This is a genomic window from Rhizobium sp. PAMB 3174 (assembly GCF_052908375.1).
The window spans coordinates 2150440-2162767 of the sequence record NZ_CM128608.1 but is presented as its reverse complement, the minus strand read 5'-3'; the positions used below and the strand labels follow the sequence as shown (position 1 = coordinate 2162767).

At 62.7% G+C, this 12328-nt stretch carries 11 protein-coding genes; 3 read left to right on the top strand and 8 right to left on the bottom strand.

The features are described 5' to 3' along the window. Nucleotides 1-86: 86 nt before the first annotated feature. The 4 genes from ACU5AY_RS10305 to ACU5AY_RS10290 all read right to left on the bottom strand — a co-directional run bounded on the left by ACU5AY_RS10305 (nucleotide 87) and on the right by ACU5AY_RS10290 (nucleotide 4768). Complete coding sequence (locus tag ACU5AY_RS10305) at nucleotides 87-1361, bottom strand: O-antigen ligase family protein (RefSeq protein ID WP_446826140.1); 1275 nt, start codon at nucleotides 1359-1361, stop codon at nucleotides 87-89. Then, nucleotides 1358-2911 carry an undecaprenyl-phosphate glucose phosphotransferase gene (locus tag ACU5AY_RS10300; protein ID WP_446826139.1) on the bottom strand — a complete coding sequence of 518 codons (1554 nt, stop codon included), beginning with the start codon at nucleotides 2909-2911 and terminating at the stop codon, nucleotides 1358-1360. Before ACU5AY_RS10300 ends, ACU5AY_RS10305 begins: the two co-directional genes overlap by 4 nt. Before the next feature lie 141 nt (nucleotides 2912-3052). Then, nucleotides 3053-4189: a glycosyltransferase family 4 protein gene (locus tag ACU5AY_RS10295; protein ID WP_446826138.1), complete on the bottom strand. Its 1137-nt coding sequence runs from the start codon at nucleotides 4187-4189 to the stop codon at nucleotides 3053-3055. A 6-nt stretch (nucleotides 4190-4195) separates the two neighbouring features. Beyond that, nucleotides 4196-4768, bottom strand: coding sequence for a polysaccharide biosynthesis/export family protein (locus ACU5AY_RS10290; RefSeq protein ID WP_446824626.1), 573 nt, complete (start codon nucleotides 4766-4768; stop codon nucleotides 4196-4198). 265 nt (nucleotides 4769-5033) lie between these two features. Here ACU5AY_RS10290 and ACU5AY_RS10285 point away from each other — a divergent pair, with 265 nt between their 5' ends. Continuing rightward, entirely contained in the window at nucleotides 5034-7385 is a 2352-nt protein-coding gene (locus ACU5AY_RS10285; RefSeq protein WP_446826137.1) for an exopolysaccharide transport family protein, read from the top strand. A 9-nt stretch (nucleotides 7386-7394) separates the two neighbouring features. On the opposite strand, the gene ACU5AY_RS10280 is transcribed toward ACU5AY_RS10285, so the two are convergent. Both ACU5AY_RS10280 and ACU5AY_RS10275 read right to left on the bottom strand, forming a co-directional pair. Further along, nucleotides 7395-8657, bottom strand: a complete 1263-nt coding sequence (locus tag ACU5AY_RS10280) for a GNAT family N-acetyltransferase (protein WP_446826136.1) — start codon at nucleotides 8655-8657, stop codon at nucleotides 7395-7397. Between the two features lie 116 nt (nucleotides 8658-8773). Then, nucleotides 8774-8992, bottom strand: a complete 219-nt coding sequence (locus ACU5AY_RS10275) for a DUF2842 domain-containing protein (protein WP_446826135.1) — start codon at nucleotides 8990-8992, stop codon at nucleotides 8774-8776. A 110-nt stretch (nucleotides 8993-9102) separates the two neighbouring features. On the opposite strand from ACU5AY_RS10275, the gene ACU5AY_RS10270 reads away from it, so the two are divergent. After that, the gene (locus ACU5AY_RS10270) at nucleotides 9103-10203 is read left to right on the top strand and encodes a COX15/CtaA family protein (protein ID WP_446826134.1); all 1101 of its coding nucleotides are present in this window, start codon (nucleotides 9103-9105) and stop codon (nucleotides 10201-10203) included. Between the two features lie 6 nt (nucleotides 10204-10209). Here ACU5AY_RS10270 and ACU5AY_RS10265 read toward each other — a convergent pair whose 3' ends face one another. Next, nucleotides 10210-11025: a DODA-type extradiol aromatic ring-opening family dioxygenase gene (locus ACU5AY_RS10265; protein ID WP_446826133.1), complete on the bottom strand. Its 816-nt coding sequence runs from the start codon at nucleotides 11023-11025 to the stop codon at nucleotides 10210-10212. 170 nt (nucleotides 11026-11195) lie between these two features. Between ACU5AY_RS10265 and ACU5AY_RS10260 the strand changes: the two genes are divergently transcribed. Continuing rightward, nucleotides 11196-11477: a YrhK family protein gene (locus tag ACU5AY_RS10260; RefSeq protein ID WP_446826132.1), complete on the top strand. Its 282-nt coding sequence runs from the start codon at nucleotides 11196-11198 to the stop codon at nucleotides 11475-11477. Between the two features lies 1 nt (nucleotide 11478). Here the strand turns inward: ACU5AY_RS10260 and ACU5AY_RS10255 are convergent, their stop codons facing one another. Then, nucleotides 11479-12327: an aminoglycoside phosphotransferase family protein gene (locus tag ACU5AY_RS10255; RefSeq protein WP_446826131.1), complete on the bottom strand. Its 849-nt coding sequence runs from the start codon at nucleotides 12325-12327 to the stop codon at nucleotides 11479-11481. Between the last annotated feature and the right edge of the window lies 1 nt (nucleotide 12328).

The following is a 12328-nucleotide window of genomic DNA, read 5'->3' as shown; positions in this document are numbered from 1 at the left end:
AAAATGACTATAGCTTTGGGCCCGAGGGAATCAAATCGAAATCTCGGTCGCCCTTTTGTGGGGAGATTCGGCGAGGCAACGCGGGCTCAGGCCGCAGCCGGCTTTGTCTTCGCAGCCGCAGGCCTGCGTGCCAGACGCTGATCCCGCTGCCAGCGGTATTCCAGTGCGCCGCAACCCCAGATGATCCCGTAGAGCAGGTAGACATGGCGCCAGTGGTCGATGTCGATGACATTGGCAATCAGGATGTGGCCGAGCATGACGACCCAGGCGATCATCAGATACGGCTGCCAGGGCCGGTTTCTCAGCATGTAGCGAAAGCCGATTGTCAGTGTCGAGATGACCAGCGTGACATAGGAGACGAAGCCCAGCCACCCGTAGGTGGTCAGCGACTTCAGCCAGATATTGTGTTCGTCTTCCGTATAGATCTGGCCGAACACCATGGGCCCGAGCCCGAGCGGCTTTTCCATCGACAGCAGGAAGCCGATCTTGTGGCGCTCGAAGCGGCCGAGATGGTCGCTGTCATATTCCTGCTCCAGCTTGGCGCGTGAGCTGAAGAGATCCGACACCTTCTTCGACTGCAGCACGGCAAAGAGCGCCCCGCTCATCAGCACTGCCGCCGCCATGGCGAGGATCAGGATCTTCATCCGGAAGACGGCGGTGCGCTCCTTGAGCAGCATGACGAAGACGAGCATGACGCCACAGAACAGGAACAGCGCCCAGGCGGCACGCGAAAACGACAGGAACACGCCGAGCACGATGATGAGCAGCGCGGCGATGCGCAGCGGCGCATGCACGGCCTTTCCGGTCAGCAGTCCGTGAACGAGATAGAGGCCGGGCGCGACGAGAAAGGGGCCGAACACGTTCGGATCCTGGAAGGCGCCCATGGCGCGATCGTAGCGCGTGAAAACCTCGGCGCCCGGGAACGCATGGAAGTAGCCAAGAATGCCGAGCATCGAGGTGATGACGGCGGCAAGCGTCCAGGCGTTGAAGATCAATACCAGCCGTGCCGGCCGCGCTTCGATGATCGCCGCATAGAAGATGGCCGTCAGCGCAAGGAAGGTCGATACGGCGATGTACATCGGCCCGACGTCGAGATCGTCCATCACCGTCAGCGACAGCATGCCGCCGACATTGAAGACCAGGAGCAGGGCGAGCAGCGGCGCGGTGTAGCGCGAGATTCTGAGGCCGAGAATGAAGGAAATGCCAACGAGCCCGGCGAGGTAGAGCTCATAGGGCGCCGGCTCGGAAATGACGAAGCCGGAAAGGAAGACGCCGAACGCCACCAGCCCCGACCCGAGGAGACGGAGGCCGGCAGTCTGCGGCCGGAAGACCGGGCGGATGTCGGCGGTGGTCGCGGTCAATAGGCGCTGTCCGTGTTCAACAGCCGGAAGGGCGTGAGGAAGAGAATTTTGAGGTCGAAGCACAGCGACCAGTTTTCGATGTAATAGAGGTCATAGGCCGTGCGGTTGCGGATCTTGTCGTCGCTGTCGATCTCGCCCCGCCAGCCGTTGATCTGCGCCCAGCCGGTGACGCCCGGTTTGACGCGGTGGCGGGCGAAGTAGCCGTCGACCACTTCGTCATAGATGCGGCTATGGCTCTGGGCGTTGACCGAATGCGGGCGCGGGCCGACGAGCGACAGGGAGCCGCTGAGCACGTTGAAGAATTGCGGAAGCTCGTCGATCGACGTCTTGCGGATGAAGCGGCCGACCGGGGTGACGCGTGGGTCGCCCTTGGTAACCGGGATCTTGGCGGTCGGGTCGCACATGTCCGTGTACATCGAGCGGAATTTCAGGACGTCGATTTCCTCGTTGTTGAAGCCGTGCCGCTTCTGCCGGAAGAGGATCGGTCCCTTGGAGGTTGCCTTCACGGCGATCGCCGCTCCGAGCATGATCGGCCACAACAGGGCAATGGCGATCAGGCTGAAGACGATGTCGAAGACGCGCTTGGCGACCCAGTCCCAATCGCGGATCGGACGGTCGAAGACGTCGAGCATCGCGACGTTGCCGACGCGGGAATAGGAGCGCGGACGGAACCTCAGCTTCGCGGCATGCGCCGCCAGGCGGATGTCGACCGGCAGGATCCAGAGCTTCTTCATCAGCGAGAAGATGCGGTCCTCGGCGCTGAGCGGCAGGGAGATGATCAGCATGTCGATATGCGCCAGCCGCGCGAATTCCACGAGTTCGTCGAAGGTGCCAAGCTTCGGGTATCCGGCCAGCACCTCGGGTGAGCGCTTCTCGCTGCGGTCGTCGAAGATGCCGCAGATGCGGATATCGCTGTCGGCCTGGCGCTCCAGGTCGCGGATCAGGTTTTTCGCGGATTCGCCGCCACCGACGATCACCGCGCGCCGTTCGACAAGGCCGTTGCGTGTCCAGTTCCTGATGCCATAGCCGATGAGGAAGCGTTCAGCGACCAGCAGCAGGCTGCCGAGGCTCAGCCAAGTCACGCTTTCGGGAAAGTTCGCCGGCCAGTTGCCATCGAAGACGACAAAGGCCAGGCGGATGGCCAGAAAGCCGATGGCGAAGGCACTGACGATGCGAAGCACCATGGAGGATGGCTTGCGCAATGTCGACGCGAGATAGCAGTCGGAGACCTGCAGCAGAAGGCAGGTGATGAGTGCCGCCGCAGCCGAACAGCCGAGCTTGCTTGCAAAATGCAGCGTGTCGGCGGCCGAAAAGATGGAGAAGAACAACAGGTGCAGGAGCAACAGGAAGGCAAGCTCTGCCAGCCTGATCTGACCGATCACCATCTGCGGCGAATGGCTTTCCTCCTGAAACTGCCGTGCGATCTGCAGGGCCAGGGGGTTGAGCTTGGTACGGTTGCTACGGTCGCCCGAGCCCTTGTTCGCCACGTCGGACACTCTGCGGCGCAGGTTCTCGACATCGAAATAGTCTTGTTCGGGCGGCTGGGTCATTGTTGCAACTCAATACTCCGGGACGCAGCGCAATATACAGCGGATGGACTAAGAAACACTTACGTCGGGTCGACGAAAAGTTTCACTTCTGCAAACATGGCACCGTCGTGTTCGAAAATTGCTTCGAAACGGATCAATCTCTCAGCTGGAAAGCTCATGATAGAGCTGCAGAAGGTCCGCCGCCATGGCCTGCGACGAAAAAACCTGCTTCAGCGCGTCGGGCCGCGGCAGGAATGCGCTGCCCCAGTCGGGGTCGTTGGCGGCGTCCGCCATCAGTCGTGCAAACGCGTCCGTGTCTCCCGGCGCAACCAGCGCGGGGGACTGGCTTCCCAGCACTTCGGGAATACCGCCGACGCGTGAGGCGATGATCGGCTTTCCGGCTGCCAGTGCCTCGATGACGATGTAGGGCATGGATTCCGCCCGCGACGGAATGACCACGGTTCGCGCCAGCGAGAAGGCCTCGCGCGCCGGCTTTGCAGGCGACATGGTCACCCGGTCCGTCAGCTGCCGCTGTTCGAGCGTCGCGGCGTATTTGTCGCGGTCCGGTCCGTCACCGATGATATAGGCGCTCAGCCGTCGACCGGTGATGTCTTCCGCCTTGCAGAAGGCGTCAATAAACAAATCGGGACCCTTGAGGTCCCGAAGCATGCCGATATAGAGGAAATCGGCGGGCGCATCGACGAGCGGTACGGGCGCGAACTCCCTGCCGTCGATCCCGTTGTAGATACGCCGCGTCAGCGTGTTCGGCTTGCCGATCTTGCGCTCGTAGGTCTGCTGCTCATAGTCGCAGACGAAGGTGATCGCGTCCGTCATATGGCTCTGCAGCCGCTCGATGCCGAAGACGAGGTTGCCCGCGAGCGTACCCTCGCAGAAATGCAGACTGCCCCCGTGGGGTGAATAGAGGCGGGACACGCGATACCTTTGTACCCGCAGGAGTGAGCCGATCGTCCTCGCCAGCACGCCGCCTTTGGCGCCGTGCCCATGCAGGATATCCGGCTGCAAGCTCTTGATTGTCTTGTAAGCGGAGAAAAGCGCCGCCATGTCGGACGGGCTGATGGCCCGCTTGATTGGAATGCGCGTCAGTCCGAGCGCGAGATACGGCCTGATCGTATCGAACAGATCGTCCTCGAACTTGCTTCCGGTCAGGCTGTCACAGACGATGCCGACCTGGTGTCCGGCGGCGCTGTGCTCACGTGCCAGATCGCGCACATGGCGGAAAATTCCACCCAGCGGCGAACGGAAACAGTGGATGATGCGGAGGGGTTTGTCCTGCGGCATGGCTGATCAGAACAGCCGCTCGCGTACATAAATGGTGTCCCCGGCCATGATCGGATCGGTGATCGGGACGCGGCCCGTGATGATGTCGCCATTGATCTTGCGCGTGACATCGGTGTTCTGCTGCTGGGCGCGGCTGGTGAAGCCTCCGGCGATGGCGATGGCAGTCTGTACGGTCATGCCCGGCACGTAGGTGTACTGGCCCGGCTGGCCCACTTCGCCCATGACGAAAACCGGCCGGTAGCGATCGACCTCGATCGTTACATCTGGGTCTCTCAGATAGCCCTGCTTCAACTTCTGCGCGACGAGGCCTTCAAGCTGGGTGAGGGTATGGCCGCGCGCCGGCACCTGGCCGATCAGCGGGAAGGAGATGTAGCCGGCCTGGTCGACATTGTAGGTATTCGTCAGGCCCTGCTGGTCGAACACAGTGATCCGCAGCCTGTCGCCGCTGTCGAGAATATAGGGCTGGATCGTCGCTTCATGGAATGCACGCGGGGCAGGGCGGTAGGAGGCGCAGCCCGCTACGACCGACAAGCAAGCCAGTGTCAGTGCCACAACGTGTTTCGATTTGGCGAACGTCATTTCATGCCCAATCCATGATGCGTGAGTGGACCTGTTATCAATCCATTAGGGTTAATGGCGGGTAAACTGCGACTGAAAAAGATTGAACTGGTCTTTGTCGCCAGGCCGTCCGGGGCGAATTAACGGTTGCGTTACTATAAATGTTTACCTTGTCGCGTGATCAAGTTGCCCGTCCCGCGTGTTATCGCGAGAAACGGCAAATGTTTTACTCTTTGAGCGGTCGGCGGGATCTACTTCCGCTGCCGGCGCGTGTTGGAGCCCCTGGATGTCCGGTTTTCGCAATGCTTCCGAAGATGTCGATATCGATCTGCGCGAGCTTTTTTCTGCGGTGTGGGCGAGGCGGGGTCGGGTGCTTGTCATCACAGCGGCCGCCGCCGGGTTGGCATTCGCCGTTTCCAGCATCGTCACGCCGAGCTACCGCGCCGAGACACGTCTCCTGATTGAATCCCGGCAGCCGGACTTCAACGGGCTGAACCAGGCGAACTCCGCCCAGACCCAGCCGGTGTTCGACGAGCTCAGCATCGCCAGCCAGGTTCAGGTTCTGCAATCGGCCGATCTCATCAAGCAGGTGGCGAAGGATCTGAAGCTTTACGACAAGGAAGAGTTCGACCCGACGCTCAACCCGTCCGCGTTCTCCGATATCCTGGTCATGATCGGGCTGAAGAAGAGCCCGCTCGAGCAGGCGCCGGAGGACCGCGTGCTGGAACAGTTCCGCAAGAAGCTGACGGTCTACCAGGCCACCAGCTCGCGGGTTATCGGCATCCAGTTCGAATCGCACGATCCGCAGCTCGCTTCGGCGATCCCGAACCACATGGCCGAAGTCTACATGGCCATCCAGAGCGGCGCCAAGCTCGATTCCAATGTCGAGGCGGCGCGCTGGCTGGAGCCGGAGATCGCCAACCTGCGCGACAAGGTGAGGACGGCGGAAGAGAAGGTCGCCCAGTACCGCGCCCAACGCGACCTGCTGCCGGCCGGCCAGACATCGAGCTTCGCAGAAGCCCAGCTGAACGACATCTCGCTGGAACTGGCGCGGGTGCGCACCGAAAGGGCGACCGCCAGCGCACGGGCCGAAAACGTCCGCTCGGCGCTCGCTGCCGGCGGCTCGCCGGATACGCTTTCGGACGTCGTCGGTTCGCAGATGATCCAGCGGCTCAAGGAGCAGGAAGCCGGTATCCAGTCGCAGATTTCAGATCTCTCCACCACCATGCTCGAAGGACACCCGCGGCTGAAGGCGTTGCGCGCCCAGCTCGCCGGCATTCGCCAGCAGATCAAGTCAGAGACCGGCAAGATCCTGGCAAGCCTCGAAAACGATGCCAAGGTGGCCGACCTGAGGGAAAAGCAGCTGTTGCAGCAGCTCGACATCTTGAAGGGGCAATCGGCCAAGGCCGGCGAAGACGAGGTCGGTCTGAAGGCGCTTGAACGCGAAGCCGCCGCCCAGCGCCAGCTTCTGGAAACCTATCTTGCCCGTTATCGCGAGGCGACGTCCCGTTCGGGCGGCGCCGCGACGCCCGCCGATGCGCGTGTCATTTCCGGTGCCGTGACCCCGGCCGAGCCCTATTTCCCGAAGGTCGTGCCGATCGTCATCGTCGCCGCAATCGCAGCCTTCATTCTCTCTTCCGTCGTCATCATGCTTGCAGCCCTTTTCAGCGGCCGTGCCTTAAAGCCGGTCGACGAAAGCGATGCGGATGACGAGACTGAGCAGGACGAAGCGGAAGACGATGTGCGCCTCGCAGGCTCGCCGACCGCCGCAGCCGATGAGGTTGATGAAGACGTTCGGGACGATGCCGTCGAAAACGAGTGGGATATTGTCGATCCGGCAAGCCCGGTGCGCGCCGACGAGATAGAGGAAGAACGCGCGCAGATCGTCCGTGCCGACAAGGCGCCGCTGCCGACTGAGACGATGGCCGTGGCCGCGTTGCCCGATGCCGATGATGCCGAGCTCGACGAGATCGCCGCAAGGGAATTCGAGGCCGACGAGGAATTGCCGGCCGCCGCTGCCGCGCCCAGGGAGCGTGCTCCGGAGGAAGAGTTCTCCATCGGTGCGGTTGCCCGTTACCTCATCGCGTCGCGGGTCGAATCGGCGATCTGCATTTCACCCTCCGGAGACGATGGCTCGACGGCAACCGTGATGCTCGCCCGCGAAATCGCGGAGAAGGGCAAGCGCGTGGTTCTGGTCGACATGACCGGTTCGGCCTGCCCGACGCGTCTCATGTGCGAAGGCCGCGACCTGCCCGGCGTCACCGATCTTCTCTGTGGCGAGGTCTCCTTCGGCCAGACGATTCATTCCGATCGCCTGTCCTCCGTTCACATCATTCCGCAAGGTGTCTCCGATGTCAGCAAGGCGCAGGCCGGCGCGCGGCGGCTGACGATGATCATGGATGCGCTGACGGAAGCCTACGACATCGTCATCGTCGAATGCGGCCCGGCCGAAGCCGCATCTGCGGCGAAACTGGTGGGCGCGCGCGATGCCGCCATAGTCCTGTCGCTGCCGCATCCGCAGGAAAGCCTGCTGACGGATGTGCTGGCCGATCTGGAAAAGGTCGGCATCGACGATGTCGTGCTGATGTCCAACGTCCCGGATCCGGGCAATGGCAACGGCCACAGCCGGGCAGCCTGACGGACTTTTCTACTCGGAGCCCTGGTCTTCGCCGTGAGCCGGCCGTTTGGCACGCAGGCGCTGGATGGCTGCATAGAGCGTGTGATTGGCCTTGATGGCGGCCTTCGCCCTGGTCAGGGCATGGAAGAAGCCGGCCGCGAACCGGCCCTTCAGGGTGACCGGCAGCAGAATGTCGTGCTGCACGGTCTCCATGGTGCACCAGGACCGCTTGTAGCCCTGGTCTCCGAGGCCGAAGTCGAACAGTGAGACGCCGTCTGCGACGCATTGCTCGATCATCAGCCAGAACAAAAGTTCTCCCGGGCTCGCGGCCATTGCCGGGCCTTCGGTGATCGACCCGAACTGGCAGATGACATGGTCGCCCTTGCGCGACAGTCCGGCGATTGCGGCGATGTCCCGGTTGTCGCCGGCGGCCAGGCGGATCGCATGCAGTTCGAGGGCATAGTCCTTGCCGTTTCGGGTCTGTCGCATCAGGGCATGGAAGAAGCCCTGCGTGCCTGATGGCTGGAAGACGTTCGGCAATCCGAGCGATTTGAACCGGCTGGCCTTCTGGGCGAAGAACGTTTCCAGAAGCGCGGCTTTGGCTTCCGGTGTCTTCGGCTGATAGTGCTCGAACCCGCCGAGCGCTTCCAGTGCGCGGACCTGGTTGCGGTACTTCTTGCGCCGGCGCTTGCCGTTCAGCTGGGAGATGGTCGCTTCGAAGGTTGCGGCGATCGGCAGCTGGTAGGTGCGGTTCTGATTCTCGACCGTCGCCAGGCTCGCGAGCGGGTTCACCTTGTCGCGCCATTGAAGCGGCATGTTGGTCAGCCGGATGAGGTCCGCCTTGCCGGCAAGCAGACGGCGCATCTCGCCGGCGATGAATTCGCCGATGGCGGCATCGTACTCGGCGAGCAGGGATGCCGAAAAGAGACCCGTATTGATATTGGTGAAGGGGTTGGCCATGAAGCGGGCGACGCGGATGCCATGCTCGCCGACGATCTCCAGCGGCAGCAGGAACGCTGGTGCCGCGCCACAGCGACCATAGAGGATTGCGCGGGGAAGGTCGTGCGTTTCAGCCCAGGCGGAGCACCAGTCGAAGCCCTGATGCACCGAGCCATAGGTTTCGGCCTCGAGAATGTTCCAGGCCTCGCGCACCTCTTCGAAATCGGTGTGCAGCGTCACCGTCATCCGGGCATGGGCAAGTTTTGCTGGAGCTGTCGATGCTGCCGCACAGCCCTCCGGTGACAAGGCTAGGTCCGCTGCCGTGTCGAAACACAGATGCCGAACGTGCGCCATGTTCCAGTCTCCCGCCTTCGCTTTGTAGGATCGGGAGAAGATGGTCCTGGTCGGATAAGATTCGATTAAATTGTCGGGCGAAGCGGAAAATCGCCTTGAACGCGGTTAACCGCCGCTTAAGGGGTGTGATCCGCCTTCGGACCGGCCATCCATTTGATGATCAGCATCGCCGGCAGAACCCACAACAGTCCCGTGATGAAGAAGTAGAGGAGATGCACCCAGACCGGCGCCGAGGCGAGCAGCAGTTCGGCGAAGGTAATCGCGGCCAGCGCATAGACGATCACCAGAATGATGATCAGAACCGTTCCGATGAACCTGCGTAGACGGATGGGCATTGCGTGAACGTCCGAGAATTGGCGCGGCGCGACGGCATGCCGCAAAGCATTGGGGCTTGTTTTGCCTGCCGAGGTCGGGCAAATCAAGCCGGAAGTGTCAGGGAATTGTGATGAGCACCGCAAATATCGCCACCGAAGCCAATCTCACTGCTGCAATCGAAAAGACTGAGCGCGACCGCAAGGCCATCCGCATCTGGCTCGGCATCGTCGTCTTCGCGCTGTTCTGTCTGGTGCTGGTCGGCGGCGCGACGCGGCTGACCAATTCCGGCCTGTCGATTACGGAATGGAAGCCGATCCACGGCGTGATCCCGCCGCTCAATGCCGCCGAGTGGGAGGAGGAGTTCAAGCTCTACCAGCGTATCCCCGAATACCAGCTTCTGAACCAGGACATGACGCTCGACGGCTTCAAGTCGATCTTCTGGTGGGAGTGGGCGCACCGTCTGTTGGCGCGTTCCATCGGCGTCATCTTCCTTGTGCCGTTCCTCTTCTTCCTGTTCACTGGCCGCATCGAGCGTCGGCTGCGGGCGCCTCTGGCGGGTCTGTTCCTGCTGGGCGGCTTTCAGGGCTTCATCGGCTGGTGGATGGTGTCCTCGGGCCTGGCTGTGCGGACTGACGTCAGCCAGTACAGGCTCGCCACGCATCTCGTCATCGCCTGCCTGATCTTTTCCGCCTGTGTCTGGATCATGCGGGCGCTGAGCCCGCATTCGGCCGACCGGGCGCCGGACGGAGCAGGGCGGTTTGCCGCGATTGTCGCCTGCCTGTCGCTCTTCCAGATCTATCTCGGCGCACTCGTCGCCGGGCTCGATGCGGGCTTTTCCTACAACACCTGGCCGCTGATGGACGGCGCGCTCGTGCCGGGCGGCCTTTTCGTCCAGCATCCGGCCTGGATCAACCTGTTTGAAAATCCGAAGACGGTGCAGTTCGTTCACCGCTGCGGCGCATACCTGCTGTTTGCCGTCGCGCTCTGGCAGATGGTCTGGTTCGCTAGGAAGGCGCGCGGCACTACTCATGCGCGCCGGGCGACAGTCTTCTTTGTGCTGGTGACGATCCAGGCGGCGATCGGCGTTGCGACCCTGCTGACCCAGGTCGATCTCCACACCGCGCTCACCCATCAGGGCGGCGCGCTGATCGTCCTCGGCTTCGCCGTCGCCCATTGGCGCGGCATATACGGCGAGTATCCGCGTCCGGTCGAAGTCGCCGTGCGCGACTGAGCGCGGTCAGCCGAAACGATAGCCGGAATAGGCCTTTCCGAGGATACGCCCGTCGAACACATGGCTGACCGGATCGCTGCCGCCGGCGCCCGCAGCGACCATGACCGGCAGAAAGTGCTCCGGCGTCGGCCAGTGGCAGGCGCGGGCATCCGGATTGTCGAGCCAGCGGACGAGCTTCTCGTCACGCGCATCGCTGTTGAGCGTCTCCGTCAGCCAGTCGTCGAAGCGCTTGGCGACCTCCATGTGGTTCTCGTCCCGGCTGCCGAACATCCGCATGTTGTGGTAGCTCATGCCGCTGCCGATGATCAGGATGCCTTCGTCGCGAAGGGGCGCCAGCGCGCTTCCGAGCGCGATGTGGAAGGCCGGATCGAGGTCACGCCGGATCGACATCTGCACGACCGGGATGTCGGCGTCGGGAAACGCCACCATCAGCGGGATGAAGGTGCCGTGGTCGTAGCCGCGGCGGTCATCGGTCTGAACGGCGATCCCGGCGGCCTTGAGGGTGTCGACCACCTTCGCCGCGACCTCGGGCGAGCCGGGGGCGGGATATTTCAGTTCGTAGGTGTGGGCGGGAAAGCCGGAATAATCGAACAGCATGCCCGGCTTCTCGGCTGTGGAAACCGTGACGGTGTCCTCGTCATCCCAATGGGCCGTCACCATCAGGATCGCCTTCGACTTATCCGCAATCTGGCTCCGCAGTCCGGAAAGGAAGGCGTGCAGGTCTTCCCATGCACCGCCGCCGAAACGGCCCGCGTCCATGAACGGCCACGGGCCGCCGCCATGGGGGATGAAATAGACGGGTTGTCTGTGCGTGCCGGTCATGGCGTCACCTCGCAATGATTGTGTTGACGAAGAGATAGGCCATTTGCGCCCTGCAAACGAGAAGGCAAACGACTGACACATCGTCAGGCAAAAGTTGACGGCCGCGGTTTTGACGGCATGTACGACGGTGTGCCATGCAGGCCATGAGCGCTGATGCCAAAGGAGGACCCATGCCCCTGTTTCAACCGGAAAACGCCACGGCAAGCCCACGCCGCAGACGGCTTTACGCGATCTACGAGCTCGTCTACACGGCCATCGACCTCTCGGCGGCACTTCTGTTCATCATCGGCTCGGTGATGTTTTTCTCCGATGCCTGGCAGACCGCCGGCACATGGTGCTTCCTCGTCGGCTCGATATTCTTCGCCTTCAAGCCGACGCTCAGGGTGGTGCGGGAAATCCACTTCTATCGCATGGGCGATCTGGAGGACCTGGCCAGACGCGCCCGGGGCTGATTCAAGCGAGTAAACCGCGGGCCAGCTGCCCGAAGGCAAGGCGTTCGGAAATGTTCAGTGCCGCCGAGGCGCTGCCTGGGCGGGCCGAGGACCAGCAGATCGACAGTGCCGCGTGCGTTGCCGCGTAGGTGAGTATCTTCCGCTCCGGCATGCCCAGAGCGAGGGAGAACCGGGAGGCGAGATGCCTTGCCCGGGCCGGATCGAGGATCAGGTCCGTTGCGCCGAGCGGATTTCCAAAAACGTTGGCGACGTCATAGGCGGGATCGCCGATCAGCCCTTTCGGGTCGATGATCCGCCATCTGCCGGCATCGTCGCTGATGATGTTGTCGTGGTGCAGGTCGCCATGTAGCGGACGCACGTCCTGCTGAGTGGCCAGCAGCTCGCGCGCCGTCGTCTTTGCCCACCCGACGAATGCGGCGAGCGCCGGATCGCCACTGGTTTCCGGATAGGTGAAGAGTTCGCGATAGTTCGTCTCTAGAGGCACGAGCGATGCCGGTGGCGGCTTGGGAGCATTATTGAGCCCGCCGACGATCCCGGCGATCACCTCCGTTGCAAGATCATCGTCGCCCGCGCGCACGACGTCGCCGAGCGTCCGTCGCCCGGCATCCTCGATCAGGAACGTCGTATCGGCAGCGTCGAGCACGCGAACGGCGCCGTGGCCGTCCAGCCAGTCGAGGTAGGCCATGCCTGTCAATTCTTCGAGGCCGGCCGGCTTCAGCGCCTTGACGATGGCCGTGCCGTCGGGGCGGGTGACCCGCCAGACATGGCTCGTATGGGTGTCGGCAATCAGCTCGGCGCTGCGGACATGCCACCGTGCGGCGAGATCGGCCGAAAGAGTGATGTCTGCCACA

What these genes read in the sequence shown, in the direction of transcription:
- ACU5AY_RS10300 (WP_446826139.1), bottom strand. Translation starts at nt 2,911, where the DNA reads ATGACCCAGCCGCCCGAACAAGACTATTTCGATGTCGAGAACCTGCGC.
- ACU5AY_RS10295 (WP_446826138.1), bottom strand. Translation starts at nt 4,189, where the DNA reads ATGCCGCAGGACAAACCCCTCCGCATCATCCACTGTTTCCGTTCGCCG.
- ACU5AY_RS10290 (WP_446824626.1), bottom strand. Translation starts at nt 4,768, where the DNA reads ATGACGTTCGCCAAATCGAAACACGTTGTGGCACTGACACTGGCTTGC.
- ACU5AY_RS10285 (WP_446826137.1), top strand. Translation starts at nt 5,034, where the DNA reads ATGTCCGGTTTTCGCAATGCTTCCGAAGATGTCGATATCGATCTGCGC.
- ACU5AY_RS10280 (WP_446826136.1), bottom strand. Translation starts at nt 8,657, where the DNA reads ATGGCGCACGTTCGGCATCTGTGTTTCGACACGGCAGCGGACCTAGCC.
- ACU5AY_RS10275 (WP_446826135.1), bottom strand. Translation starts at nt 8,992, where the DNA reads ATGCCCATCCGTCTACGCAGGTTCATCGGAACGGTTCTGATCATCATT.
- ACU5AY_RS10270 (WP_446826134.1), top strand. Translation starts at nt 9,103, where the DNA reads ATGAGCACCGCAAATATCGCCACCGAAGCCAATCTCACTGCTGCAATC.
- ACU5AY_RS10265 (WP_446826133.1), bottom strand. Translation starts at nt 11,025, where the DNA reads ATGACCGGCACGCACAGACAACCCGTCTATTTCATCCCCCATGGCGGC.
- ACU5AY_RS10260 (WP_446826132.1), top strand. Translation starts at nt 11,196, where the DNA reads ATGCCCCTGTTTCAACCGGAAAACGCCACGGCAAGCCCACGCCGCAGA.